Genomic DNA, 25276 nt, shown 5'->3' on the forward strand with positions numbered 1-25276 from the left:
CGCTCTCGACGCGGTCGAAGAACGGCACGCGTGTCCCTGACGCCGGCGGCGTGCGTCGCTATGGGGATCCTCGCTCTCGCCGGCTGCGCCGCCCCGACCGCCCTCCCTGCGGAGGGAACGGGGTCATCGGCCGGCGTCGTGCTTCCTCCGGCCGGAGCCCTTCCGGACTACCAGCTCGGCGGCGCGTACGATCCGGCCGAGGGCGTGGGCATCGTCGGGCGAGACCGCAGCGCGGAGCCGGTCGCGGGACTCTACTCCGTCTGCTACGTCAACGGATTCCAGACCCAGCCGGGCGAGCTCGCCGAGTGGCCCGACGACCTCCTCCTGCATGACGGTGACGATGTGGTCTTCGACCCGGACTGGCCCGATGAGGCCCTTCTGGATACCGGCAGCGCAGCGCAGCGGTCCCGCATCGCGGAGATCGTGATCCCCGGGATCGAGGGCTGCGCGGACTCCGGCTTCCAGGCGGTCGAGTTCGACAACCTCGACTCCTTCTCACGCTCGCTCGGCCTCCTGACTCTGGACCACAACCTCGCGCTCGCAGAGCTCCTCGTCGACGCGGCGCACGGCGTCGGGCTCGCCGCCGGACAGAAGAACGCTGCCGAGCATGCGGAGGCCCTGAAGGAGCGCGCGGGCTTCGACTTCGCCGTGACGGAGGAGTGCGCCGCGTACGCCGAGTGCGGCGCATACACCGCGGTCTACGGGCCGCACGTGATCGACATCGAGTACACCGACCAGCTCCCGCGGTCGTTCGCGGAGCTGTGCGCCGACCCGGACGCCCCGGCATCCCTCGTGCTCCGCGATCGCGACCTCGTCACGCCGGACGACGAGGAGTACGTCTTCGCCGGGTGCCCCTGACGATCGACGGAGGCGCTTGCCTGCCGAGCGCCTCGGCGTCAAGTCCCTGGTGGCCCCCGTTCGCGCGGACGAGGATATCGGTGATCGACTCGATGGGAGCCCCTCCTCATGACCGTTTCCACCCTCGACCCCGATACCGCCGTCGCCTTCTCGCCGCGCGGTCCTCTGTCGGGCGCCGTCCTCGACGTCCTCACCGGTCGCGGCGAGGACGCCGCCGCCCTGCCCGACCTCGCCACCACAGCCGTCGCTGAGAGCAGCGATGTGGTCCGGGACGACGACATCCAGCTCGCCCTCTTCGTCCTCTATGCGTCCTCGTACGGCTCGCTGCCGCAGCTCGATGCGGCGCTGGAGTGGGAGGCCGGGGTGGTCACCGCGCGCCGGATCCTCGAGGACGCCTTCGAGGCCGCACTGCGCGAGACCGTGCCCGTGCCCGAGCTTCCGGAGCCGACAGTCGACGCCGTGGGGCGCGCCCTGTTCGCCCTCGCCGCTGCGGACACGGGCCCCAGCCTGTCGCGGCACATCGCCAGGAAGGCCACCCGCGAGCAGGCCGAGGAGTCGCTGATCCTCCGTTCCGTGTACACGCTGCGGGAGGCCGATCCGCACTCCTGGGCGATCCCACGGCTGACCGGCCGCCCCAAGGCGGCGCTGGTGGAGATCCAGTCGGACGAGTACGGCGGCGGCCGACCGCAGCGGGTGCACGCGGAGCTCTACGCCCGCGCCCTTCGCGCCGCCGGACTCGACGACGCATACGGCGCCTACGTCGACGACGCCCCCGCGATCACGCTCGCCTCGCACAACATGATGAGCCTGTTCGGCCTCAACCGCCGCCTCGTGGGCGCAATCGTGGGTCACCTCGCCGCCTACGAGATGACCTCGTCGATCCCGTGCCGCTTCTACGCCGACGGCCTGCACCGGCTGGGGTTCGCCGACGATGTCGCCGCATACTTCGAGGAGCACGTGGAGGCCGACGCGGTGCACGAGCAGATCGCCGCCCGTGACCTCGCGGGCAGCCTCGCCGAGGACCGTCCGGAGCTGCTCGCAGACATCCTGTTCGGCGCGGCCGCGTGCCTCACGGTCGACGGCTGGGCGGGTGCGCACACCCTCGACGCGTGGACCGAGGGCCGCTCGGCGCTGCGGGAGAGGACGACGGCATGACCGCCCGGGACGAGCCGGTCACCGTCACGGCGTACCCGGACGGCCCCCTCCTGGTGCGCGGAGAGATCGAGTTGCACGCGAGCGACGGCACGGTGATCGACCCGCGTCGACGCACGGTGGCCCTGTGCCGCTGCGGGCTCTCCGCGCTCAAGCCCTTCTGCGACGGCACACACAAGGCGGCCGGTTTCCGCACCGAGGACTGAGCGGGCGTCAGCCCTCCGGCCAGTAGTGACTATCCGGGACGGCGCGCGCACCGAAGATCGCGTGCCCGACCCGCACGCACGTCGCGCCCTCCTCGACGGCGATCTCGTAATCCCCGGACATACCCATCGACAGGGCGCCGTCGCCGATGAGTTCGGGGTTCTCCTCACGTGCTCTGTCACGGAGGGTCCGCAGCATCGCGAAGCATTCCCGCACCCGGGCATCGTCCGGTGTGAGCAGCGCCAGCGTCATCAGGCCGCGCACGCGGAGAGCACCGTACGAGGGCAACGCCTTCAGGAAGTCGAGAAGCTCCTCCGGCGGCATCCCGAACTTCGAGTCCTCGGCCGAGGTGTTCACCTGCACGTACACGTCGAGGCTGCGCCCCGCGGCCTGCAGGCGCCGGTCGAGAGCCTCGGCGACCCGCAGCCGGTCGAGCGCCTGGAACTCGGCGGCGAAGGAGGCGACATCCCTGGCCTTGTTCGTCTGCAGGTGGCCGATGACCACCCAGTCCACATCGAGGTCGGCAGTCTCCCGGTGCTTGCGCACGGCTTCCTGCACCTTGTTCTCGCCGAGTCGGCACAGCCCGGCGTCGATGGCCACCCGCACCCGATCGGTCGGCACCGTCTTGCTCACCGGGAGCAGGTGCACCTCACCGGGGTCGCGTCCTGCGCGCTCCGCGGCGGCGTCGATGCGGGCGCGGACGTCGGCGACGTTGGCGCGGAAGTCCGCAGCGGTGAAGGCCGTCGGGTAGCGCTCGGCGCTCTCCCCCACACGCTCGATCTTTGACATAGGTCAAAATCTAACATAGCTTCGACACCACGTCGCGTACCCGCCGACACCCCCTTCACGAAGGAGCCCGCCCATGTCCGCACCCGGCCTGTTCTCGGACACCGCCCTGTCGACCCCGCGCCTGCGCACCGAGGTGCCAGGGCCGCAGAGCCGGGCGCTGCACGAGCGCCGGCAACGGGTCGTCCCGCGCGGCGTCGGCAGCGTGCTCCCCGTCTACATCGAGCACGCCGACGGCCCCTGGGTCACCGACGTCGACGGCAACCGCTTCCTCGACCTCGGCAGCGGGATCGGCGTGACGACCATCGGCCACACCAATCTCGCAGCCGTCACCGCCGCGGCGGAACAGCTCGACCGGGTCACGCACACGCTCTTCACCGTCACCCCCTACGAGGGCTACGTGCGCCTCGCCGAACTGCTCGCGGAAAAGGTCCCCGGCACCCACGAGACCCGCACGGCCTTCGCGAACTCCGGCGCCGAAGCCGTCGAGAACGCGGTCAAGATCGCCCGGAGGCACACGGGACGGCGCGCCGTCGCCGCCCTGGATCACGCGTTCCACGGGCGCACCAACCTCGCACTCGCGATGAACCACAAGGCGGCGCCGTACGGCACCGGGTTCGGTCCGTTCGCGCCCGATGTCCACCGCGTCCCCAACTCGTACCCCTACCGCGACGGCCTCGACGGCGAGGAAGCCGCCGCGCGCACGATCGCCCATCTCGAACAGCGGATCGGCGTCCACGACCTCGCGGCCGTCATCGCCGAGCCCATCCAGGGCGAGGGCGGCTTCGTCGTCCCGGCCGAGGGCTACCTCCCCGCCCTGCAGGAGTGGTGCACGGAGAACGGCGTGGTGTTCATCGCCGATGAGATCCAGACGGGCCTCGGGCGCACCGGGACGTGGTTCGCGAGCACGCACTTCGACCTCGTGCCGGACCTCGTGCTCACGGCGAAGGGCATCGCCGGCGGGCTGCCCCTGGCCGGGGTGACCGGCCGCGCCGAGATCATGGACGCGCCCGACCCTGGCGGCCTCGGCGGCACATTCGGCGGCAACCCGGTCTCGATCGCCGCCGCCCTCGCAGTGTTCGACGAGCTCGAGCACGGGACCTTCTTCGCCGACGCCCGTCGGATCGGCGCCCACCTGTCCGCCCGACTCGAGGGTCTGCGCACTCGCCATGCGGTCATCGGCGACGTGCGCGGGGTCGGCGCCATGCAGGCCTTCGAGCTGAGCACCCCCGGGACGACGCGACCGCTGGCCGGGGCCGCCTCCATGATCGCGGAGTTCGCCGCCCAGCGCGGCATCCTGCTCCTCACTGCCGGCAGCGACGGCAACGTGATCCGCTTCCTCCCCACTCTGACCACGACCGACGAGCAGCTCGACGTCGCCGTGGACGTGATCGACGAGGCCCTCAGCGCGCTCCGCTGAGCACGCGGAGGCACAGCGCCTCCCCGCTCCACCGCACGCGGGCGAGGTCGTGCACGACCAGGTCGGGGTCGGCCGCCCCGGAGCCTGCGCCCACCCCGACCACGAGGCCGGCACCGGCCGCTCGCGCCGCGCTGACCCCCGGCGCCGAGTCCTCGAAGACCACGCACTCCCCCGGGTCCCGCCCGAGGAGCCGTGCGGCGCGGAGGTACGGGTCGGGCGCCGGCTTGCCTCTGTCCACGTCTTCGGAGGCGACGAGCACCGCGGGCGCCGGGATGCCCGCTCCACCCATCCGGGCGGCCGCGACAGCTCGGTTGCTGCTCGTCGCGACCGCCCACACCTCGGGGGGCAGCGCCGCGAGCAGGGCAGCGGCGCCGGGGATCCCGGTCGTCGCCGGGGCGACGGCGAGCTCCCGAGCGAGGAGGTCGGCCGTCGCCTCGGCCGCCCGTTCCGGCCCCACGATCGCCGCGACCACCTCACTCGGCCGCATGCCATGAGGCGCGTCCCGCAGGAAGTCGAATCCCGGGGCGTGCCTGAGCGCCCAGGCGTCCCACGCGATCGCCGCCGAGGGGACGGAATCCACCAGCACGCCGTCGCAGTCGAACAGGACCCCCGCGGCGCGCACGATCACCTCGGCACCTCGAACCTCGTGTGCTAGTTTTGGCATAGGTCAAATCTATCCGAGGAGAGTGCATGTCCGCGTCCCGCACGCCCCGGACGGCGATCGCCGTCCGCCACGTCCCCTTCGAAGACCTCGGGATCCTCGCCCCGCTGCTGGCGGCGCGCGGCTACGAGACCACCCTGCTCGACGCCGGCATCGACGCGATCGACCCGGACGCCGTCGCTGGCACGGACCTGCTCCTCGTCATCGGCGGACCGATCGGCGTGTACGACGAGGATCGGTATCCCTTCCTGCACTCCTCGAAGGCAGCTCTCGCGACCCGGCTCGCCACGGGCGGCGCCACGCTCGGCGTCTGTCTCGGCGCCCAGCTCCTGGCCGAGGCTCTGGGCGCAGAGGTACGCCCGACCGGGGCCGTCGAGATCGGCTACGGCCCGCTCGCACTCACCCCCGAGGGCCGGGAGTCCGTCCTCGCCCCTCTCGACGGCGAGCCCGTGCTGCACTGGCACGGCGACGAGTTCGCGATCCCCGCCGGGGCGCACTCCCTGGCGCACACGCCCGGCTTCCCCCATCAGGCCTTCGCCGTCGCGCGCGCGCTCGGACTCCAGTTCCACCTGGAAGCCGACCACCGCGTCATCGAGCGCTGGCTCGTCGGTCACGCGCACGAGCTCCATCACCACGGCATCGACCCGCGGACGATCCGGGAGCAGGCGCAGCGGCACGGCCCGCGGCTCGAGGCCCTCGCCATCCGTGTGCTGAGCGACTGGCTCGACGAGGTCGAGGCGTAGCAGGCGGGCAGGGGAAGAGGCCGGACCCCCAGCGAATCCGGCCTCTGCTCTCCTCGACCTCAGGCGGCGCGACGCAGCGGCACCGTCGGGAAGTCGATCGGCACGTCGAGCGCGATGTTCACGTAGTTCGTGAAGAGGTTCAGCGCGACCTGGCCGATGGTCTCGACGATCTGCTCGTCGCTCCAGCCGTGCGCGCGGAGAGCGTCGACGTCCGCCGAGGTCACCTGACCCCGCTCCTCGACGAGCTTGAGCGCGAAGGCCAGCAGAGCGGCCGTACGAGGGTCGTCGGAGTTGCCGGCCTGGGCCTCGGCGAGCGCTTCGGTCGTGAGGCCCGCCTTCTTGCCGAGCGCGGTGTGCGCCGCGAGGCAGTAGCCGCAGGAGTTGCGGTTCGCGACCGCGACCGCGATCTGCTCACCGAGGGCCGCGCCGAGCGTGCCCCCACCGTAGGCGCCGAAAGCGCTCCACATGCTGGTGAGCGCGGCGGGCGAGTTCGCGACCGCGCGGAACATGGCGGGGACGGCGCCGAAGGCGGAGCCGATCTGCTCCAGCTGCTCCTTGACGGGGCCGGTGGCGGTCTCACGGTCGACGAGAGGGACGTTGGGCATGGGTTGCTCCTTTGTGTTTCGGGAAGGGCCGGATTCGGCTTCCCCCTCAGTCTTGCTCGCCGCGCAGTACGATACGCATCATCTGGTCTTGCGTTCGTGACATATCGTCCAGAAGAATGGAAGCATGCCACCGCTCGACCGCCTCACCCCGCTGCTCGACCGCTTCCGGGTGCGCAGCCGCCTGTTCCACACCGGACCCCTGTGCGGGACCACGGTCTTCGCCGCGAGTGCGGGCCACGGCTTCCTCCACGTGCTGCGTCGCGGCGAGATGGAGGTGACGCACCAGCGCCCGGACGGCGGCATCGAGCGCGAGACGATCACCCGTCCGAGCCTGCTGTTCTTCCCCCGCCCCGTCGACCACACCTTCCTCAACGCCCCGACCGATGAATCCGACTTCGCCTGCGCGACGATCGACTTCGACGGCGGAGTCACGCACCCGCTCGTCCGCACCCTCCCCTCGGTGATCGTCCTGCCGCTCGACGAGGTGTCCACCCTCGCCCCCGCGCTGGACCTCCTGTTCGCCGAGGTCGACAACGTGCGCTGCGGGCGTCCGCTGCTGGCAGACCGGATGTTCGAGGTCGTGCTCATCCAGCTCCTGCGCTGGATGCTCGACCACTCCGGCGATCTCACCCTCCCGCCGGGGCTGCTGCCCGGCCTTGCGGACGAACGCCTCGCACCCGCCCTCGTGGCGATGCATGAGGCCCCCGGCGAGCCGTGGACGCTCGACACTCTCGCGCGGACCGCCGCGATGTCGCGCAGCGCCTTCGCGGCGCGCTTCAAGGAGGTCGTGGGCCGAGCGCCGGGCGACTACCTCACCGAGTGGCGTCTCACGATCGCCCAGGAACAGCTCCGTGCGGGGATGTCCGTGAGCGCTGTGGCCGCCGACCTCGGCTATGCGAGCGCCTCCGCCTTCTCCCGCGCGTTCGCCCAGCGGCTCGGTCGCTCTCCGCGGGCCTGGCTCGGCCTCGCCGCCTGAGCTCAGCCGCCGGCTGACATCACGGCAGCGACCCCGGTCACGATCCGGTCGAGGTCGCCGGCCGTGAGCGAAGGGTGCACGGGGAGGGAGAGCACCTCCTGCGCTGCCCGTTCGGTCTCCGGAAGCTCGTCGGCCGGCGCGAAGCGCGCCAGCGAGGGCAGCCGGTGGTTCGGGATCGGGTAGTAGACGCCGGAGCCCACCCCGTGTTCGTCGCGGAGTGCGTCGCGCACCCGGTCGCGCTCCCCCGCGGCGACCCGCACCGTGTACTGGTGGTAGACGTGCTCGGCGCCCTCCGCGACCGCAGGCACGGTGAGCCCGTCGATGCCGGCGAGCGCGGCGTCGAGGAATGCGGCGTTCTCCTGGCGCTGGCGGGTCCAGGCGGCGACCCGCCCGAGCTGCACCCGACCGACCGCGGCGTGCACCTCGCTCATCCGGTTGTTGTAGCCGACGAGCTCGTTCGCGTACTGGGTCTCCATACCCTGGTTGCGCAGCAGTCGGACCCGGCGCGCGACCTGCTCATCGACGCACGAGACCATGCCGCCCTCGATCGCCGTCATGTTCTTCGTCGGGTAGAGGCTGAACATGCCGAACCTGCCGATGGTCCCGGCCGGCCGGCCTCGCCAGGCGGCACCGTGGGCCTGCGCGGCGTCCTCGTAGATGTCCAGGCCATGGTCCCTGGCGACCTCCTCGATGTCGTCCACGAGGAACGGATGCCCGTACAGGTGCACCGGCATGATGCCTTTCGTGCGGGCGGTGACGGCGGCACGGACCCGCGCCGGATCCAGCGTGAAGTGCCTCGGCTCGATGTCGACGAACACCGGCGTCGCGCCGGCCAGGACCACGGAGTTCGCCACCGCCGCAAAGGTGAAGGACGGCACGATCACCTCGTCGCCCTGGCCGACACCGGAGGCGAGCAGGCCCAGGAGCTGGCCGCTCGTCCCCGAGTTCACCGCGACGGTGGTGCGGCCCTCCACGAACTGCGTCGCGAACTCGCGCTCGAACGCCGCCACCTCGGGGCCCTGGGCGAGCATGCCGCTGCGGAGCACGCGTTCGACGGCTGCCACCTCGTCGTCGCCGATGAGCGGCGCGGCGGCCGGGATGAAGTCCTTCTGCATGGGTATGTCCTTCGTCGGGAACGGCTCGTCGCGAGCCGGATCGGAGGTGGAGGCAGGAATCGAACCTGCGTGCACGGTCTTGCGGACCGCGACCTGGCCACTCGGTCACTCCACCGGGTCAGGTGTCCTCACGCCCCCGGCGGCGAGTACCCCTGCAGGAAGCGACCGAAGCGCTGCACCGCATCGATCAGCGTGTCGGCCTCGGGCAGGAAGGCCAGGCGCACGTGATCGGCGTCGGCGCCGTTGAAGGCGCGGCCGTGCACCAGCAGGATGTGCTCCGCGTCGAGGAAGTCGAGCACCAGACGCTCGTCGTCACGGATGCCGAACACCTCAGGGTCGAGGCGCGGGAAGAGGTAGAGCCCGCCACCCGCCTCCTGCACGTCGACGCCGGGGATGGCTCGGAGCGCGGCCGTGGCGGCGTCGCGCTGCATTGTCAGCCGCCCCTCGGCCGAGACGAGCGCGTCGAGCGATGCGTCGTGCTCCAGGGCCGCCGTGATCGCGTGCTGTGCCGGCACGGACGCGCACATCCGCATCGAGGCGAGCAGCCGCAGACCGGAGAGGAAGGGGTCATCGGCAGCGAACCCGGTCGTCAACGCCCAGGCGGCCCGATACCCGGCGACGCGGTGCGTCTTCGACAGGCCGGCGAAGGTGACGCAGGGCACGTCGGGGGCGACCTGCGCCGTGGAGACGTGCGTGAATCCGGGGTACACGACACGGTCGTAGATCTCGTCCGACAGCAGCAGCAGACCATGGCGACGGGCGAGCTCCGTCACGCCCTCCAGGGTCTCCCGCGGGTAGACCGCGCCGGTGGGGTTGTTCGGGTTGATGATGACGATGGCCACGGTCCGTGGGCCGATCGCCGCCGCCATGGCCTCGAGATCCGGGAGCCACCCGGCCTCCTCCGCGCAGCGGTAGTGCACGGGCTCACCCCCGGCGAGGACAGTCGATGCGGTCCACAGCGGATAGTCGGGACTCGGGATGAGGACCTCGTCGCCCGGCTCCAGCAGCGCCTGCAACGTGAGACCCACCAGCTCGGACACGCCGTTGCCGACGGTCACCGCCTTGATCCCGAGGGACGGGAACCCGGCCCGGCGCGAGTAGTGCACGCGGATCGCCTCCCTCGTCTCCGGAAGGCCCGGTGATTCCGAGTACCCATGGGCGTGCGGAAGAGCCTCGCGCAGGGCCTCCACGATGACCGGCGGCGCCTCGAAACCGAACGGGGCCGGGTTGCCGATGTTCAGGCGGAGGATCTGCTCGCCGCGGGCTTCCAACTCGGCCGCACGCTCGGCCACCGGACCCCGCAGGTCGTAGAGCACGCCGTCCAGGCGCGATGATCGGCCGATCCGGAACGGGGCCCTGGCCGTCATTCGTCCCCCTCGGCCTCGGCCGGACCGGAAGCGGCGGCGATGTCGTCGGCCAGTCGTCGCAGGTCGGCGTCGTCGAGGTCGTGCACCGTCAGACGCAGATGGTGGCCGCCGGTCGAGCCGTCCTCCAGCGCGAACTCGGACCCCGGTCGAACGAGCCATCCGCGGTGCGCGAGCCGCTCGGCGACGACCGCGGCCTCCTCGCGGACATCGACCCACGCATTCAGACCGCTCTCCGCGGTGACGGCCGATCCACGGGCGGAGACGAGCGCGGCGAAGGACCTGTTGCGCGCGGCGTATCGGGCCCCCGCCTCCGCGATGAGCCGGTGCACGTCTTCGTCACGGAGCATGGTCGCGGCGAGCTGCTGCATGACGTGGCTCACCCACATCGTGCCGGGGCTGAGCCGGAGGGCGAGGCGCTCGGCGGTGACGGGGTCGGACGCGGTGAGGGCCAGCCGCATGTCGGGTCCGAGGAACTTGGACACCGACCGCACGAGAGCCCACCGTTCGTGGCCCGGTCCGATGACGGTGGCGTACGGAGTCGGGGCGAGCAGCGAGAAGTGGTCGTCCTCGATCACCAGGACGTGGGGGTGCGGAGCGAGCACCTCGCGCAGCGCCGCGGCACGCGCGGGACTGATGCTGACCCCGGTGGGGTTGTGCGCGCGGGGCGTGCAGACGATCGCGCGCACACCGCTCTCCAGAGCGTCACGCACGCCCTCCACGGTCATGCCCTCGTCGTCGACGGGTATCGCGACGGGCGTGTACCCCGCCAGACGCGCGGTCTGGATGCTCGAGAGGAAGCACGGATCCTCGAGACCCACCCGGTCGCCGTGCACGAGCGTCTGAGCGAGCAGGCGCTCCACCGCGTCGACCGCCCCGGCGGTGACCGAAAGGCGGAAGGGGCGAGGCTGGTCCTCCGCGATCCATCGGGTCGCCCACTCGGCGAGACCGGCATCGATCACCGACTCGCCGTAGAGGACGGGGCTCGGGTGCACGGCTGCGAGAGCGGCGGCGAGGTCGGGAAGGAGGGCCGCCTGAGGGTTGCCGTTGGCGATGTCGCGGAGCGCGGTTCCGGGCGTGAAGCCCTCGTCCGGCGTGGCGGCGGGTCCGAGCACGGTCGTCCCTGTGCGCCCGCCGGTGGTCGCGATACGGGCGGTGACGAGTGCGCGGTAGGCGGCGAGCACAGTGTTGCGATTGACGCCGAGCCGCTCGGCCAGCGTGCGGACCGGCGGCAAGCGGTCCCCGGCGACGAGCGTCCCCCGTTCGACGAGGTCGCGCACGCTCTCCGAGATCTCCGCGGCGGTGACGCCGCTGATCCCGTCGGTCTCGTCGTTTCTGCTCTCCGCCGCTGCCATGACTCGACGGTAGGGGAGATTTTGACCTATGTCAAAATCTCCCCGGGGATCAGGGGCGGTCGTCGACCTCCACGCCGTCCTCGATCTCCTCAGGCTCCAGGTCGGTCACGTCGACCTCGGGCGCGTCGCCCTCCCCGTTGTTCGCGGTCGGGGGCTCGCCGTGGAATCCGGTCGTCTCGTCCTGTCGCGGATCGGTCATGATGCCTCCTCGGTTGATGGGACTCCATGATCGGCCCGCCGCGCTGCCGGAGCGAGCACCTTGACAACGCCGCCTCCGGTGGCCCGGCTCCCGATGCACGCAGGCGGAGCCCAGGTACACCGGTTACCGTTCAGGAGCGGTCGGTCCCCACGGATCTCCTCCCGCATCCCGCACGATCACCGCGATCCCCCGACAGAGGACACGATGACCCCCGGCACTCTCCCCCTCGCCGCTTCCGCCCCCGGCTACGACGGATTCATCGGCTGGGTGCTCAGCCTGATCGAGACCCTGGGCGAGGTCGGCGTCGGCCTCGCCGTGCTCATCGAGACGTTCGTCCCGCCGATCCCCTCGGAGGCGATCCTCCCGGCGGCGGGATTCCTTGCCTACGACGGGCGGATGAACGCCTGGGGCGCCTGGGCCGCGGCCACCATCGGCGGACTCGTCGGTGCATGGATCTGGTATGCACTCGGCGCGGCCGTGGGCCGGGACCGCACACGGCGCATCGTCGGACGCATCCCCCTTCTCGACCACGACGACTTCGACAAGGCCGAGGCGTTCTTCGCGCGCTGGGGCGGCGGTGCCGTGCTGTTCGGTCGCTGCGTGCCCCTCGTGCGCTCGTTCATCTCGATCCCGGCCGGCATCGAGCGCATGGCGCTGTGGAAGTTCACGCTGTACACGCTGGTCGGCTCGGCGGTCTGGAACGGCATCTGGATCGGCCTGGGCTTCGCCTTCGGCCCCGCCATCCGGCCGATCCTCGAGCAGTGGAGCGGCGTGATCTCCGATGTGGTCGTCGGCGTGCTCATCCTGCTGCTTCTGGTGTTCATCGCGCTGCGCATCCGCCGCCGCGTGCGCGAAGCCGCGGCACGGCGGGCAGAGGACAACGGTCAGGCCTGAGGCCCCTCCCCCGCGCGGCTTCGTGTCACGAGGTGTCAGCCGGCGGCGTCGGCCGCGACGATGTCGCCGAGCTTCCAGGACCGATCGAAGTACGGCTGGAGCGGCCCGTAGAAACGGAAGTAGCTGAACCAGTGCCGCCCCGGAATCGTCTGCACCCAGTTCGAGCGTCCCTCCGTCGGCGGTTCCGGGCCGAACCACAGATCGACGGAGCCGTCCTCGTTGTATCGGAGGTCCTCATCGCGCGACCCGCGGTCGCCGCGCTGCTGCTCGTTGTCGATGAGGCAGCGGGTGTCGGCGTCGTACACCGTCGCAGACCAGAACAGCTTCGCCGGCACGTCCGCCGGCACGTGCAGGCGATAGGTGCGGGCACCGTCGAGCCACTCTCCGTCGGCATCGGTGTAGGCACCGAGGTAGGCCTGCCCGACACCGGGAGTGGTGCTCTTCATCGCCTCCGAGAAGCTGACAGCCTCGTAGAACCATGAGGCCCTCTCGAGGAGCTCGTCATAGCCGTCGCCCCGCTGCGCGGAGTTGTCCAGGACGATCGCCTGCTCCCACACACGGTCGGGCCAGTAGCTCCCCTGCGCGAAGCGCTTCGCGAACGTGTTCGCCTGCGCCATCAGCTCACCCGCTTCGGCGCCGCGCTCCAGGATGCGGGTGAGACGGTCGTCCGGCGCGAAGGGCTCCCCGACGCGGATGCCGAGCTGCCGCAGCATCGCGAGATAGAAGCGATCGCGTTCGTCGACGACCTCCGACTGGTAGATGCGGTGCAGAAGACGCCAGTAGTCCATGCCGCGCGGCTGATCGCCGCTCCACGGCCGACCGTCCGGAGAGATGATGCGCGTCGGTGCGGGGTCCTCCCGATCGCGGTACGGGTAGATCCGTACGGCGCGCACGAGGGCATCGGCGCGCTCCGGATCAGGGTCGAGCGTGCGGAAGCCGAACATGATGTTGACCCCGGAGGACTGCAGGATCCGGAACTCGGCCGTGATGTCTGCGGGGACGGTCGCCCCGGGCGCGACGATCACGTACTTGCCGCCGCGCCCCTGGTCCGGCCCCATCTCCCCCATCGCCCCGACCTCCCGCTGCCAGAAGTCGGAGACGCCGCCGGCCGTGTGCCCCGGGGGCAGGTCGATGACCAGCGGTCCGGTCTCGGCGAGGTCGAAGAAGTTCAGGATGTACGGCGTCGTGGCATTCGCCGTGATGAGGCCGAGGCGGTCGCGATACGTCAGGTATCGGACGAGATCACTGCTCGTCGCACCGAAGACCTCCTCGTGCTGCGACTTCCACTGCGCGTAGGAGACGAGCGGAAGAGCCCAGAGGTAGGCCTGGCAGGCGAACTGGAAGTCCAGCTCGTCGAAGATCGCGGGGATCGACTCCCGCGCCGGCAGCTCGCCGTCCTTCCGTACCCCGTCGAGTCCGCTCGCTCCGGTCATATCCGTCCCCCTCTGTCAGCGCGCTCCCGTACTGCGCGAATCGGCTCCGCCTGAACCCCGACAGTAGTGGGGCGGACGAGCACGCGGAAGAGGTGTGATGTCGGCGGGGCGGGGCACGATGGTGGCATGACGGACGGCTACGACCCCGCGTTCCTCGGCATCCCGCTGCCGCTGCCCGTGCCCCCGATGCCGGTGCGCGCGCTCCCTGCGCCCCGGTTCACGGTGCTGCTCGATCCGGAACGGCGCCTCGCCGCGGTGACGGCCGTGACCATCGACGGCGCCCGCCTGCGGGATCTCCCGCGCACGGGTGAGTGGCGCCTCGACCCCCGGGTGCCCGCGGAGGAACAGGCGGGGCCCGCCGTCTACGCCCGGAACGACCTCGACCGCGGACACCTCGTCCGTCGCCGCGACCCGGGCTGGGGGGAGCTCGACGAGGCCCGCGCCGCCGCGGAAGCCACCTTCACCTACCCCAACGCGGCCCCGCAGGCGGCCGCCTTCAACCAGTCGAAGGACCTCTGGCTCGGGCTGGAGGACCACGTGCTGGCGTATGCGGAGGCGACGGCGCAGCGCCTATCGGCGTTCACGGCCCCGGTGCTCGCGGACGCCGACCCGCCGTACCGCGGCATCCGCGTGCCCCTGCGGTACTGGAAGATCGTGGCGTGGCGCTCCGAGGACCGACTCGCGGCCGCCGCATTCATCCTCGACCAGACCGAGCTCGTGGACACGCGGGAGGGTGCCTTCGCCGTCGCGAGCCTCGGCGCCTTCCGCACGTTCCAGGTACCGGTCACCGAGGTGACAGCCCTCACCGGGGTCGACCTCGGCCCCCTTCCCGACGCCGATGTGCTCCCCCGGCGCGGACTCCGCGAGACGGCATGGCGCCCGCTGCACACCGCCGACGACATCGTCCTGTGACAGCGGGCACCCCGCATCACTCGCCGGCGCGCACGCCCTCGAGCGACGGGTAGTCGATGTACCCCTCGGCAGTCGAGCCGTAGAACAGCTCGGGGCGGGGCTCGTTCAGCTCGGCCCCGGTCCGCCACCGCTCCACGAGGTCGGGGTTGGCGATGACGGGACGCCCGGCCGCGACCGCGTCGGCCCAGTCCTCCGCGACCAGTTCCTCGGCCGCGGCTCGGGTGGTCTCGACGCCGAAGCCGGTGTTGACGATGAACGCAGCGCCCGCCGCTCGGCGGATGGCCTGCACGAGTTCTCCGGCCGGCTCGGGGTGCAGCACATCGACGAAGGCCAGCCCCAGAGGTGCGAGTCCTTCGGCGAGCGCGGTGTAGGTCGCGAGCACGTCGGCGGGGTCGTCCTCGATGACGCCCTGGATGCCGTGGGCCGGTGAGAGGCGGATTCCGGTGCGGTCGGCACCCACGGCTGCTGCGACCGCCGTGGTCACCTCGACCGCGAAGCGCGCACGGTTCTCCGGCGAGCCGCCGTACCGGTCGTCGCGGACGTTGGACACCGGGGACAGGAACTCGTGGACGAGGTAGCCGTTGGCACCGTGCACCTCGACGCCGTCGAAGCCGGCCGCGATCGCGTTACGCGCGGCCTGGACGAACTGCTCGACGACCACGGGGATCTCGTCCAGGGTGAGGGCATGCGCGACGGGCAGATCGGCCTTGCCCTTGAGGGTCCGCGTCTGCCCGGGGGCCGCCAGAGCACTCGGCGCGACGACGCGGGGCTCGCCGGAGATGTCCGGGTGGCCCACACGGCCGCCGTGCATGAGCTGCATGACGATGGTGCCGCCCTCGGCGTGCACGGCGTCGGCCACGCGGCGCCATCCCTCGATCTGCGCGGGGGTCACGATGCCCGGCTGCCCAGGGTACGACTTGCCTTCGAGGACCGGCCAGACCCCCTCCGAGATGATGAGTCCCTGCCCGGCCCGCTGGCGGTAGTACTCCTCGATGATCGCGGTCGGCACGCCCTCCGCGTCCGCACGGGTGCGGGTGAGCGGCGCCATGACGACGCGGTTGGACAGGTGCAGCGAGCCGAAGTCGGCGGAGTCGTAGAGAGTCACAGTGGGGCCAAGGCGTCCGACCGCCACTGTATTCCCGTGAATCGATGACGTATTCCGGTGTATCAACCGCCCAGATCGGCGACGAGGTTCGCGAAGTGGTCGAGGTCGGCGGCGGTCCAGCCGCGCAGGCGCTCGCCGATGCGCCCCTCATACCGGGAGCGGGCGAGAGCCACGCGCTCCTCGGCCAGCGGGGTCGCCACCAGCACCCGGGCGCGACCGTCCTCGGGATCGGGGATGCTCTCGACGAGCCCGAGCTGCTCGAGCTGACGCACCTGCCGGCTCACCGCGGACTTGTCCGTCTGCAGGCGCTCGATGAGTGCTCCCGCCGAGGTCGCCCGTCCGGCGAGGATCGAGGTCAGCACCTGGTAGCCCAGCGGCTGGAGATCCGGATGCACGGTGACCGCGGCCTCGCGCCACCCGACGCGGATGCGGGCGAACAGCCGGCCGAGCTCGTGCTCGACGCGGGCGACCGCCTGGTCGAGGTCGTCGATCGGAGCGCCGTCGGCGGGTTCGTCGGACGGGGCGCTCATATCGCCAGTGTACGGCGAAGCCCCGCGACCGGATGCGGTCGCGGGGCTGTGCTCAGACCTCGGCGAGGAGCCGGAACACCTTGGATGCGGCGTCGATCTCCGCGGGCGTGAGCTCATCGATGACAGCGCGGAGTCGGCTGCCGTACTCCCGGCGGACATCGGTGAGCGCGGTGCACGCGGCCGGTGTCGCGGTGAGCACCCGGAGCCGGCCGTCGCGCTCATCCGGCACCGAGGCGATCAGCCCGAGCTCCTCCAGCATCCGCACCTGGCGGCTGACGACGGACTTGTCCATCTCGAAGCGCTCGGCGAGCTCATGCGCGCTGGCCGAGCCCGCCCGGTCGATGAAGGTGAGCAGCTTGTACCCCGCCACCTGCAGCTCCGGGTGGACCCGGGACGCCGATTCCTTCCACAGCGACCGGGTCCGCGCGAAGATGAGGTTGAGATGCGCCTGGAGGTCGCTGAGGGCGGTATCGACGTCGGGGGTGCCGACCGCCTCGGACGCGCTCATGTCAGCGCTCCTGCTTCCGATCGTCGCGCTCGAGCACGCTCACGGACCCCGTGGTGGTCGCCGGTTCGGCCTGCCCGGTGCGAATGGTCCCGGTCGAGAGGTTCGCGCCGACCTCGGCCTCGGAGACCTCGATGACGGACTCCTCGGCCTGCTCGCGCAGCTGCTCCGCGGCGTTCTTGGTGGACAGCGGCTTGTTCTTGATGAACGCGATCGCGATGATCGCGATGACCGCCAGCGGGATGGCGAGGATGAACGCGTCCGCGATGCCGTGCCCGTAGGCGCTCTCGACGATCGTGCGGATCGTGTCGGGCAGCTCGCCCACCTTCGGCACGTCGCCGGAACCCAGGCGCTCCAGGGCGCTGATCTCGTCGGGCGTGGTCGGGACGAAGCCCTTCAGACCGTCCTTCATGAAGTCGGCGACGCTCGTGGAGAGCAGCGACCCCATGACGGTCACACCGATGGTGCCGGCGATCGTACGGAAGAAGTTGACGTTCGACGAGGCCGCGCCCAGCTGCTGCGGAGCCGTGTCGTTCTGCACGATCAGGGTCAGGTTCTGCATGACCATGCCGAGCCCGGCACCGAGGACGAACATGTAGACAGCGACCAGCGGGAACGGGGTGTCGTAGCGCAGCGTCGCCATCAGGCTCACGCCGATCGTGGCGAGGATCGAGCCGGTGACCATCCAGCTCTTCCACTTGCCGAAGCGGCTGACGAGCTGGCCGATGATGATCGACGCGCCCATCTGACCGATGATCATCGGGATGGTCATCAGGCCCGACTCGGTGGGCGTCGCGCCCCGGGCCAGCTGGAAGTACTGCGCGAGGAAGACCGAGGTCGCGAACATCGAGACGCCGATCGCGATCGAGGCGATGACCGACAGCGTGAAGGTGCGGTTGCGGAACAGCGTCATCGGGACGATCGGCTCCTTGACGAAGAACTCGACCACGATGAAGGCGGCGATCGCGACGACCGCGGTCACGATGAGCGCGATGCTCGTCCCGGAGTCCCAGTCGAACTGGTTGCCACCCATGGACACCCAGATGAGGAGCGTCGAGACGCCGACGGCGAGCAGGACGATGCCGAAGTAGTCGATCGAGACCTTCGTGCCGCGCTGCGGCTTGGGCAGGTGCAGCGTGAACTGCAGCAGCACGAGGGCGAGGATCGCGAACGGGACGCCGACGAAGAAGTTGGAGCGCCAGCCCCACACGTCGGTGAGGAGTCCGCCCAGCAGCGGTCCGCCGATCGTGCCGAGGGCCATGATGCCGCCGACGACGCCCATGTACTTGCCGCGCTCACGCGGCGAGATGATGAGGGCCACCGCGATCATGACGAGCGACATGAGACCGCCGACGCCGATGCCCTGCACGACGCGGACAGCGATGAGCATGTTCGTATCGGTCGAGAATCCGGCGATCACGGTGCCGACCGTGAAGAGGATGAGCGAGATCTGGACCAGCACCTTGCGGTCGACCAGGTCGGCGAGCTTGCCCCAGATCGGGGTGGAGACGGCGGTGGCGAGAAGGCTCGCGGTGATGACCCAGGTGTACTGCGACTGCGTGCCACCGAGGTCGGCGATGATGACCGGCATCGAAGTCGAGACGACCGTGCCGGAGAGCACGGCGACGAACATGCCGACGATGAGGCCGGAGATCGCGGTGAAGACCTCGCGGGCCGAGCGCGTGGTCTCGGAAGAGGATGAGGTGTGTGTCACGGGGGAATGCTCCTGCATAGAAAGTTGATCGAGATCAACCATACGCCGATAGTTGCGGTTTCGCAACTATCGACGGCTACCGCACTCGGAGGCCGGGGTCAAGGACGTCGCCGGGGTGGGCGGGACGGACGACCCTGACCGCATGACCTCCGGAGCCATGCCCCGCCCCGACCGGCGCCTGCTGCTGTCGGGCTTCCTGTTCGGCTGCGGGATCGCCGCCTCGATGATCGACCTCTTCGTCTTCCACCTGGTGCTGCACTGGCACCACTTCTACGATCTGTCGACCCCTGACGTGGCCCTCGTCTCGGACGGGTTCTTCCATGCGTTCGGCTGGTTCATCACGATCCTCGGCGCCTTCCTCCTCGCCGACGTCCGCCGTCGTGGCCCCGTGCGATGGACGCGCTGGACGGGCGCGGTGATCACCGGGGTCGGGTTCTTCCAGCTCTTCGACGGCGTGGTCGATCACAAGCTCCTCGGGATCCACCAGATCCGCTACGGCGTCGACCTCGTGCTCTACGACACCGTCTGGATCGTGTCGGCCGTCCTGTTGCTCGCTGCAGGGATCCTCATGGTGTGGCGGACCCGCCCGGACCCGGCGCGGTGACGGCCATGCGCGAGGGTCACGACGGACACCACGGACCGCCCGAGACGCCGGGCATCGACACCGACGCCGTCGGAGGCGGGATCGATCTGCTCGCGCCGGTCGCGCTCGTCGCCCTCCTCGCCGCAGCCGTTCTCTATCTCGTCGGGTTGCGGCAGACCCGGGACCGCAGCCCCTGGCCTCGGCCGCGGACGGCCGCCTGGATGGCGGGTCTGCTCTGCGCCGGAGTCGGCATGGTCGGACCGTTCGCCGCCCTGGCCCACAGCAGCTTCCCGGTGCACATGGCCGGGCACGTGCTCGTGGGGATGCTGGCGCCACTCCTCCTCGTGCTCGGGCGGCCGGTCACGCTGGCCCTGCGCGCCCTCCCCGTGCCGCGGGCGCGCACTCTGTCCCGAGTGCTGCGCAGCGGCCCGATCCGGGCGCTCACGCATCCGGTGGTCGCCGGCGCCCTCAATGTCGGCGGTCTCTGGCTCCTCTACGCCACACCGCTGTTCCCCCTGATGCACGCCTCACCATGGCTGCATGCCGCCGTGCATCTTCACGTGCTGCTGACCGGATACCTGTTCACGGCGAGCATCGTGGGGCTCGATCCGGATCCGCACCGCGCGTCGGTAACCGTGCGGGCCGGGGTCCTCATCGTCTTCGTCGCCGCGCACTCGATCCTCGCCAAGTGGCTGTGGGCCCACCCGCCCGCTGGCGTCGACGTCGGGGACGCTCGGATCGGCGCGGAGCTGATGTTCTACGCCGGTGACGCGGTGGACGTGCTGCTCATCGTGCTGCTGCTCCGACAGTGGTTCGTGGCGACCCGACCGCGGGATTCGGCTCAGCCGCAGAACGAGGAGAGCCCGTCGTGGAGGCGTTCGATCGCCTCGACGGTCTCCGGAGCCTGAAGGTCGGTCATGCCGCCGAGCTGATCGGCGCCGGAGCGGATGAGGTCGCCGAGCTGTCCGTCCATGCCGTCGGCGACGCGGTCGAGCGTGGCGACGAGGTCGTCGCGGGCGGCGTCGAGCTGCTCCGCGGACACGTCGCCCTGCGCGAGCAGCGCCTGGTACTGGGCGTATGCGTCATCGAGCGTGGCGCAGGTCTCCACGACCGGGACTCCGAACGCGTCTCCGGCAGCCTGAGTGACCTGGGCGCACCCGGCCAGAAGACCGGCGGCGAGCAGCAGGGGGACGATGGCGATTCGGCGCATGACCCGAGGGTAGCCGCGCCGCCTGGGGCGCGGCTGACCCTCGGGCGGTGCGGCGGTCAGCCGCCGGACGGGTTCTCGAGGGGCTTGCCCTCGTCGTCCGTCGTCTCACGCTCGAGCACGTCGTCGGTGCTCTCGCCGCTGTCGTCGGGAGCGCCGCCGGAGGCCGTGTCGGCTTCCTCGTCGGCGCCGGGAGTGCCCTGCGTGTTCTGGGGGTCGCTCATGCTCTCCTCCTCTGTTCGTTCCGACGACCGTATGCGCGCCGGCCCCGGCGACGCAGGGGGTTGACCGGGGACACCGCGACGGCCACACTGCCGGCGCGCCGGGGCGTCATCCCTGCGTCCAGAGCCGTTCGATCGGTACCGTCCGTCCGAGAATGCGCTCGGCCGCGCGATGCCCGGAGAACACGGCCGCCGGCACGGTCGCCGGGTCGTCGGTCCAGGTGGCTTCGCCCGCCAGGTGCAGCACGCCGCCGACCGGGGTGGCGAGGTCGTCGTGATCCGCGGTGGTCGACCCGACCGTCATGTACGCGTAAGACCCGTGCGCGAACGGATCGTCCTGCCAGGCCGTGCGATGCAGGCCGATCGGATCCGGGATCCCGTCCCCGTACAGCCGGCGGAGCTGGACCATGATCGAGGCCTGCACCTGGTCGTCGCTCCAGTCCCTCGTCGCGACGGCCGCGGGCCCTGCGGCGAAGGTGAGCAGGAGCGGCTCGTCGTGCAGCGCCGTGAGGTCGTACCAGGAGTGCCACCACCGTGCCTCGGGCCCCTGCTGCCGGAACGCGTAGACCCCGTCTTCCCAGAACCGGGTGGGGAACCGCAGGAAGACCTTCTCGAAGGCGTTCATGCGCAGCCGTCCCAATGCCTCGGCGTTGACGGGCGGCAGCGGAGGCACGATCTCCATGGTCCCGGACTGCAGCACGCCGACCGGGACCGTGACGACCGTCGTATCGCCGGAGAACTCCCCGCGCGAGGTCCGCGCCCAGACGCCGTCCTCGCTCCAGTCGACGCGGGTGACGATGTGCTCCAGCCGGACGTCCAGCCCTTCGGCGAGGCGCTCCGGGAGCACCCCGTACCCGTCCGGGAACACGACCTCGTCGCCCGCGATCGCGTCGTCGTCGAGGCCATGCGCGGCGAGGTCCTCGATCCACGCCCCGTACTGCTCCTCGGCGCGATGCTCCAGGTATTCACGCACTCGCTGTGCGCGGTCCGCGCTCCACTGCCGGCGTGAGAGCACCTGGTCCGTGACGTCGCGGTAGGAGGCCTCGGGGCCGGAGGCGGCGATGACAGCCGGCAGCGCCTCGTCCACCGCGTGGACATCCGCGGCGAAGGCGCGCGCCTCCTCCGCCGAGAGCGGGCGACCGTCGGGACCGTGATACGCGATCGGCCGGCTGTCCACCTGGAACCCGCCGACGGTGAACTCCACGGTCCGCATGCCGAAGGCCTCGGCGGCGGCAGCCACCGGGCTGCCGTCGACACCGTGGATCCACGAGGCGCCGAGATCGACGATGCCGTCGGTCCGGTCCGTATGCACCCGGCCGCCGACCCGGTCGCGCGCTTCGAGCACCACGACCGTCCGCCCCTCGCCCTGCAGCAGCCGCGCAGCGGTCAAGCCCGCCACGCCCGCGCCCACGATCACCGCGTCGACCTGCTCCATGCGCCCCTCCTCGCAGCCCCGTCGCACGGAGCCGTGCCCCGACGATAGCCCAGGCGGGCGGGCATCGACAGGGTGGCGGGGCCTCTGCGTCAGGCGGCGTGCTGGATGACCCCGAGCAGGGTGCCGTCAGGGTCGGAGAACTTCAGGAAGAGAGCGAAGCCGCCGTCGTCGAAGCTCACGACATCGACGCCCTCTGCCGCGAACCGCTCCGCGAGGGCGTGGATCTCGGTCGTGCGCAGGAAGAAGATCGGCCGCTCCTCCCCCGCCACCGTCAGCTTCATCGGCGCGTGCCCCGGCGCTTCCCAGAGCATGAGGTCCGGGCCACCCTCGGCCCGGAGCATGGCGCTCGTGCCGTAGTCGGTGAGGACGCGGAAGCCGAGCAGGCGCTGGTACCACGCGATGGACGCGGCCAGATCGGCGACGGGCAGCTGGATGTGGTCGAGTCCGGTGAGGACGGATGCCATGTGGGAAACCCTCCGTGGTCGTGTCCGTTCACCGTAGCGCTCCCCACCGACCACACCGCCGACCGGATGACAACCCCCTGGGCGCTGCAGGCGGAACAGCGCACCCTGGGTCCATGAGCCACCACCCCGATGACATCAAGCAGCCCCTGGACCACCTCCCCCCGGCGGATGAGCGGGACAAGGCCGTCGAGATCGACGAGCCGCACTATCCGACGTCCGGCGCACCCGCCGACAGCCCGGACGTGACGCCGGAGACGGCGGCAGAGCCGGACAAGCCGAACCGCCACGGCGTGGACAAGCTCCCGCCCACGTCGCGCTGACCCGTTCCGCCCGTTCCTCAACTATTGTTGAGGTCTACGGAAGGGCGGCGGATGGAACCCGACGATCTCCTCCCGATCGGAGAGGTCACCCGACGCACGGGCGTCGCCCCCTCCGCGCTGCACTTCTACGAGCAGCTCGGTCTCATCGCCTCGACGCGCACGCCCGGCAACCAGCGGCGATATCGCCGACACATGCTGCGCCGGATCTCCATCATCGTCGTGGCCAAGCGCATCGGCATCCCGCTCAGCGAAGTGCAGGAGCTCTTCCAGACCCTGCCCGTGGACGCGCCGCCCTCGCACGGCGACTGGCGCCGCGTGGCCAAACGCTGGCGCGCCGAGCTCGAGGAGCGACGGACGCAGCTCGAGCATCTGCAGCGCGAGCTCGCGGGCTGCATCGGTTGCGGCTGCCTGTCCCTCAAGGCCTGCCGCCTGCTGAACCCCGAGGACGCCTTGGGCGAGAACGGTCCCGGCCCTCGCCGCATCTGAGACCGGGGACCTCCGCCGCGACCGCTGGACGAAGGTGGGGTGTTGCGAATCCGGGATAGGTGAGACCGTAGAGATATCCCCACCAGCGATCAGCGTGGTTGCGCCTCTTGGCAACGGGTTCCTGTGGTGATGGAACGAAGGATCCATCCAATGGGCAAGTTCATCTACGAGGGCGGTCCGAAGGTCGAGATCGAGGACCGCGCTCTCACACATATCCAGCTCGTCATGATGACGAAGCTCCGGCGCGGAGAGCCGATGCCGTTCTCGTGGAAGGAAGACGCCTCCGTCGGCGGCGGCCGGACGACAGTCTGGGTGCACGCGAACGCGAACATCGTGTTCAAGTTCTTCGGCAGCAGGCCCCCGGCCATCAACCGGCGGTGGGTGGACGCTCTGGCGTACACCGCGAACACGACGAACGGCCTGTACCTGGTGCCGGAGCCGACCGAGACGAGCAGTGCCTCCCGGCAGCTCGCGGACCTCACCGTCTGACACCGGCTCCGCCGACGCGGAGGTCGCAGGCCCGAGGACTCAGTCCTCGAGGTCGGCGTCCTCCGCTTCCGCTTTCTCCGCCTCCTCCTGGGCCTTCTCCGCCTCCTTCTCGGCGCGCTCCTGAGCCTTCTCGGCCTTCTTCTGCGCGTCCTCCTCGGCTTTCCGCTGCTCCTCGGCGGCCTTCTGCGTGGCCTTCTCCGCGGCCTCCTGAGCCTTCTCCGCCTTCTTGTCGACCGGCACGCCGGGCGCGGGTTCCGGTGCCGCGGGCGGAGCCTCGGCCGGTGTCGACGGCTCTTCCCCGTCTTCCGGGACGGTCACTGGCACCACGACTGCCGGCGTGGGCGATGAACGAGGGCTCGGCTCGGTGTCGACAGGGGTCACCGCGGGATTCGGGTTGAGCGCCCCCGCTGCCCAGAGCGTTCCGGCGACGGTGAGCGCCACCGCGACCGCGACGGCGCCGGTCAGGAGCCCGCGGCGCCGCCGGACGCGCTGCGTGCGAGGGGCCCGGGCGCGGAGCATCGCCCCCTCGGCAGACGGACGAACGGGAAGCACGCGGGTCTGCGTCGGGGGCGCGGAGGGGCCGGTCGGTGTCCGATCCTCGAATGCTGCGGCGGCGATGGGGGCCGGCACCGGCGGGCGGGGCGGCAGCGAAGGATCCTGTGCGAGCGCGGACACCGCCGCGAAGACGCCGGCGGCACTCGGCCGGTCCTCGGGATCCGTGGCGGTCATCCGCTGCAGCAGCGCGGACCACGCCGGACCCACGGATTCCGGGATCGTGGGCGGCTCGATCAGGCGGGCCAGGGTGGCCCCGATCCCCTCCGCCTCGGCGAACGCGCGCTCTCCGGCGAGCGCTTCGCGCAGGACCAGCCCCAGTGCGTAGATGTCGGCGGCGGGCGCCGGCGCCGCGCCGTTCAACTGCTCCGGCGCCAGGTACGCCGCGGTCCCGATCACCGTCCCCGGAGACGTCAGCCGGGCCGCGTCCACGAGCACCGAGATCCCGAAGTCGGCGAGCTTCGCGCCCGATCGGCTCCCGGCGAGAGAGCGACCCGTGAGCAGGACGTTGGAGGGCTTGATGTCGCGGTGCACGATGCCCGCGCCGTGCACGACGTGCAGGGCCTCCGCCAGGTCGGCAGCCAGCGCCGCCACCTCGTCCGAAGGAAGCGGCCCCTGGGCGATCCGCGCCGCGAGGGTCGGCCCGTCGATGAACTCCATGACCAGGTACTCGGCCCGCCCGGGATGCAGCTGCGCGTCGTACAGCGTGACCAGCGCGGGATGGTTGAGTGAGGCGAGGACGGTCATCTCGCCACGAGCGCGCTCGGACGCGGCCCCCTCCTCCGTCTCCGCACGCAGCATCTTGATGGCCACTGTGCGCCCGAGCAGCGAGTCCTCGGCGCGGTACACCCGCGCCATCCCGCCCTGCCCGACGCACTCCCGGAGGTGGTAGCGACCATCGAGCAGCGCCTCCGTGGGAAGCGAGTCATCCGTCATCGTCGAGTCCTCCTGCCACGGCGTCGGGAGCGCCACGGCGAGGCCACTCTAG

General features: G+C 71.0%; 30 protein-coding genes and 1 tRNA gene. 13 read left to right on the top strand and 18 right to left on the bottom strand.

Annotation, left to right across the window (positions count from 1 at the left end; all coding sequences use genetic code 11):
• Positions 1–30 precede the first annotated feature (30 nt).
• The 3 genes from AC3B5L_RS14405 to AC3B5L_RS14415 all read left to right on the top strand — a co-directional run bounded on the left by AC3B5L_RS14405 (position 31) and on the right by AC3B5L_RS14415 (position 2216).
• Positions 31–858, top strand: coding sequence for an endo alpha-1,4 polygalactosaminidase (locus AC3B5L_RS14405; protein WP_490095899.1), 828 nt, complete (start codon positions 31–33; stop codon positions 856–858).
• A gap of 108 nt (positions 859–966) precedes the next feature.
• Positions 967–2013, top strand: a complete 1047-nt coding sequence (locus tag AC3B5L_RS14410) for an iron-containing redox enzyme family protein (protein WP_490095900.1) — start codon at positions 967–969, stop codon at positions 2011–2013.
• Entirely contained in the window at positions 2010–2216 is a 207-nt protein-coding gene (locus AC3B5L_RS14415) for a CDGSH iron-sulfur domain-containing protein (protein ID WP_187662356.1), read from the top strand. Before AC3B5L_RS14410 ends, AC3B5L_RS14415 begins: the two co-directional genes overlap by 4 nt.
• A gap of 7 nt (positions 2217–2223) precedes the next feature.
• Here the strand turns inward: AC3B5L_RS14415 and AC3B5L_RS14420 are convergent, their stop codons facing one another.
• Positions 2224–3003: a YggS family pyridoxal phosphate-dependent enzyme gene (locus tag AC3B5L_RS14420; RefSeq protein WP_490095901.1), complete on the bottom strand. Its 780-nt coding sequence runs from the start codon at positions 3001–3003 to the stop codon at positions 2224–2226.
• 73 nt (positions 3004–3076) lie between these two features.
• On the opposite strand from AC3B5L_RS14420, the gene gabT reads away from it, so the two are divergent.
• Positions 3077–4420 (top strand): 4-aminobutyrate--2-oxoglutarate transaminase, encoded by a 1344-nt coding sequence (gene gabT / locus AC3B5L_RS14425; protein ID WP_490095902.1) that lies wholly within the window; start codon positions 3077–3079, stop codon positions 4418–4420.
• Here gabT and AC3B5L_RS14430 read toward each other — a convergent pair.
• Positions 4404–5084, bottom strand: coding sequence for an HAD-IA family hydrolase (locus AC3B5L_RS14430; RefSeq protein WP_363446628.1), 681 nt, complete (start codon positions 5082–5084; stop codon positions 4404–4406). The two genes, gabT and AC3B5L_RS14430, sit on opposite strands and share 17 nt — an antisense overlap.
• Before the next feature lie 26 nt (positions 5085–5110).
• Between AC3B5L_RS14430 and AC3B5L_RS14435 the strand changes: the two genes are divergently transcribed.
• Entirely contained in the window at positions 5111–5824 is a 714-nt protein-coding gene (locus AC3B5L_RS14435) for a glutamine amidotransferase (protein WP_490095903.1), read from the top strand.
• A gap of 59 nt (positions 5825–5883) precedes the next feature.
• Here AC3B5L_RS14435 and AC3B5L_RS14440 read toward each other — a convergent pair whose 3' ends face one another.
• On the bottom strand, positions 5884–6429 hold the full coding sequence (locus AC3B5L_RS14440) for a carboxymuconolactone decarboxylase family protein (RefSeq protein WP_268776613.1): 546 nt from the start codon (positions 6427–6429) through the stop codon (positions 5884–5886).
• 124 nt (positions 6430–6553) lie between these two features.
• Between AC3B5L_RS14440 and AC3B5L_RS14445 the strand changes: the two genes are divergently transcribed.
• Positions 6554–7405: an AraC family transcriptional regulator gene (locus tag AC3B5L_RS14445; RefSeq protein ID WP_490095904.1), complete on the top strand. Its 852-nt coding sequence runs from the start codon at positions 6554–6556 to the stop codon at positions 7403–7405.
• 2 nt (positions 7406–7407) lie between these two features.
• Here the strand turns inward: AC3B5L_RS14445 and AC3B5L_RS14450 are convergent, their stop codons facing one another.
• The 5 genes from AC3B5L_RS14450 to AC3B5L_RS14470 form a co-directional block, all read right to left on the bottom strand.
• Positions 7408–8520: a DegT/DnrJ/EryC1/StrS family aminotransferase gene (locus AC3B5L_RS14450; RefSeq protein ID WP_490095905.1), complete on the bottom strand. Its 1113-nt coding sequence runs from the start codon at positions 8518–8520 to the stop codon at positions 7408–7410.
• Between the two features lie 44 nt (positions 8521–8564).
• A tRNA-Cys gene (locus tag AC3B5L_RS14455) sits at positions 8565–8635 on the bottom strand.
• 13 nt (positions 8636–8648) lie between these two features.
• Positions 8649–9887: an aminotransferase class I/II-fold pyridoxal phosphate-dependent enzyme gene (locus AC3B5L_RS14460; protein ID WP_490095906.1), complete on the bottom strand. Its 1239-nt coding sequence runs from the start codon at positions 9885–9887 to the stop codon at positions 8649–8651.
• Positions 9884–11239 carry an aminotransferase class I/II-fold pyridoxal phosphate-dependent enzyme gene (locus AC3B5L_RS14465; protein WP_490095907.1) on the bottom strand — a complete coding sequence of 452 codons (1356 nt, stop codon included), beginning with the start codon at positions 11237–11239 and terminating at the stop codon, positions 9884–9886. Before AC3B5L_RS14465 ends, AC3B5L_RS14460 begins: the two co-directional genes overlap by 4 nt.
• Positions 11240–11288: 49 nt before the next feature.
• Entirely contained in the window at positions 11289–11438 is a 150-nt protein-coding gene (locus AC3B5L_RS14470) for a hypothetical protein (RefSeq protein ID WP_187662366.1), read from the bottom strand.
• Between the two features lie 204 nt (positions 11439–11642).
• Between AC3B5L_RS14470 and AC3B5L_RS14475 the strand changes: the two genes are divergently transcribed.
• Positions 11643–12332 carry a DedA family protein gene (locus AC3B5L_RS14475; protein ID WP_490095908.1) on the top strand — a complete coding sequence of 230 codons (690 nt, stop codon included), beginning with the start codon at positions 11643–11645 and terminating at the stop codon, positions 12330–12332.
• 35 nt (positions 12333–12367) lie between these two features.
• Here the strand turns inward: AC3B5L_RS14475 and AC3B5L_RS14480 are convergent, their stop codons facing one another.
• Complete coding sequence (locus AC3B5L_RS14480; RefSeq protein ID WP_490095909.1) at positions 12368–13765, bottom strand: DUF1254 domain-containing protein; 1398 nt, start codon at positions 13763–13765, stop codon at positions 12368–12370.
• Positions 13766–13891: 126 nt separating this feature from the next.
• Between AC3B5L_RS14480 and AC3B5L_RS14485 the strand changes: the two genes are divergently transcribed.
• Complete coding sequence (locus tag AC3B5L_RS14485; RefSeq protein ID WP_370428598.1) at positions 13892–14677, top strand: DNA/RNA non-specific endonuclease; 786 nt, start codon at positions 13892–13894, stop codon at positions 14675–14677.
• A 16-nt stretch (positions 14678–14693) separates the two neighbouring features.
• On the opposite strand, the gene AC3B5L_RS14490 is transcribed toward AC3B5L_RS14485, so the two are convergent.
• The 4 genes from AC3B5L_RS14490 to AC3B5L_RS14505 form a co-directional block, all read right to left on the bottom strand.
• Positions 14694–15782, bottom strand: a complete 1089-nt coding sequence (locus AC3B5L_RS14490) for an alkene reductase (RefSeq protein WP_187662370.1) — start codon at positions 15780–15782, stop codon at positions 14694–14696.
• A 62-nt stretch (positions 15783–15844) separates the two neighbouring features.
• On the bottom strand, positions 15845–16312 hold the full coding sequence (locus AC3B5L_RS14495) for a MarR family winged helix-turn-helix transcriptional regulator (RefSeq protein ID WP_187662371.1): 468 nt from the start codon (positions 16310–16312) through the stop codon (positions 15845–15847).
• Positions 16313–16364: 52 nt separating this feature from the next.
• A complete protein-coding gene (locus AC3B5L_RS14500; protein WP_187662372.1) occupies positions 16365–16820 on the bottom strand; it encodes a MarR family winged helix-turn-helix transcriptional regulator in 456 nt (151 codons plus the stop codon).
• 1 nt (position 16821) lies between these two features.
• Positions 16822–18549 carry an MDR family MFS transporter gene (locus AC3B5L_RS14505; protein ID WP_187662373.1) on the bottom strand — a complete coding sequence of 576 codons (1728 nt, stop codon included), beginning with the start codon at positions 18547–18549 and terminating at the stop codon, positions 16822–16824.
• Positions 18550–18673: 124 nt separating this feature from the next.
• Between AC3B5L_RS14505 and AC3B5L_RS14510 the strand changes: the two genes are divergently transcribed.
• Together AC3B5L_RS14510 and AC3B5L_RS14515 are read left to right on the top strand one after the other, a co-directional pair.
• Complete coding sequence (locus AC3B5L_RS14510; RefSeq protein WP_187662374.1) at positions 18674–19135, top strand: DUF2243 domain-containing protein; 462 nt, start codon at positions 18674–18676, stop codon at positions 19133–19135.
• A complete protein-coding gene (locus AC3B5L_RS14515) occupies positions 19105–20022 on the top strand; it encodes a cytochrome c oxidase assembly protein (RefSeq protein ID WP_232089097.1) in 918 nt (305 codons plus the stop codon). Before AC3B5L_RS14510 ends, AC3B5L_RS14515 begins: the two co-directional genes overlap by 31 nt.
• Here the strand turns inward: AC3B5L_RS14515 and AC3B5L_RS14520 are convergent.
• From AC3B5L_RS14520 to AC3B5L_RS14535, 4 genes are all read right to left on the bottom strand, one after another.
• The gene (locus tag AC3B5L_RS14520) at positions 19956–20324 is read right to left on the bottom strand and encodes a hypothetical protein (RefSeq protein WP_187662375.1); all 369 of its coding nucleotides are present in this window, start codon (positions 20322–20324) and stop codon (positions 19956–19958) included. The two genes, AC3B5L_RS14515 and AC3B5L_RS14520, sit on opposite strands and share 67 nt — an antisense overlap.
• A gap of 56 nt (positions 20325–20380) precedes the next feature.
• On the bottom strand, positions 20381–20545 hold the full coding sequence (locus AC3B5L_RS14525; RefSeq protein ID WP_164498166.1) for a hypothetical protein: 165 nt from the start codon (positions 20543–20545) through the stop codon (positions 20381–20383).
• 106 nt (positions 20546–20651) lie between these two features.
• Positions 20652–21977, bottom strand: a complete 1326-nt coding sequence (locus AC3B5L_RS14530; protein ID WP_187662376.1) for a flavin monoamine oxidase family protein — start codon at positions 21975–21977, stop codon at positions 20652–20654.
• Positions 21978–22066: 89 nt separating this feature from the next.
• Entirely contained in the window at positions 22067–22441 is a 375-nt protein-coding gene (locus AC3B5L_RS14535) for a VOC family protein (RefSeq protein ID WP_490095910.1), read from the bottom strand.
• A 113-nt stretch (positions 22442–22554) separates the two neighbouring features.
• Here AC3B5L_RS14535 and AC3B5L_RS14540 point away from each other — a divergent pair, with 113 nt between their 5' ends.
• The 3 genes from AC3B5L_RS14540 (at position 22555) to AC3B5L_RS14550 (ending at position 23736) form a co-directional block, all read left to right on the top strand.
• Entirely contained in the window at positions 22555–22761 is a 207-nt protein-coding gene (locus tag AC3B5L_RS14540) for a hypothetical protein (protein ID WP_025102541.1), read from the top strand.
• Between the two features lie 51 nt (positions 22762–22812).
• The gene (gene soxR, locus AC3B5L_RS14545; protein WP_060922707.1) at positions 22813–23247 is read left to right on the top strand and encodes a redox-sensitive transcriptional activator SoxR; all 435 of its coding nucleotides are present in this window, start codon (positions 22813–22815) and stop codon (positions 23245–23247) included.
• 150 nt (positions 23248–23397) lie between these two features.
• A complete protein-coding gene (locus AC3B5L_RS14550; protein ID WP_187662378.1) occupies positions 23398–23736 on the top strand; it encodes a DUF7882 family protein in 339 nt (112 codons plus the stop codon).
• A gap of 39 nt (positions 23737–23775) precedes the next feature.
• Here AC3B5L_RS14550 and AC3B5L_RS14555 read toward each other — a convergent pair whose 3' ends face one another.
• Positions 23776–25224: a serine/threonine-protein kinase gene (locus AC3B5L_RS14555; protein WP_490095911.1), complete on the bottom strand. Its 1449-nt coding sequence runs from the start codon at positions 25222–25224 to the stop codon at positions 23776–23778.
• Positions 25225–25276: the final 52 nt, after the last annotated feature.

This window comes from Microbacterium sp. C-MGS6 (genome assembly GCF_058140415.1).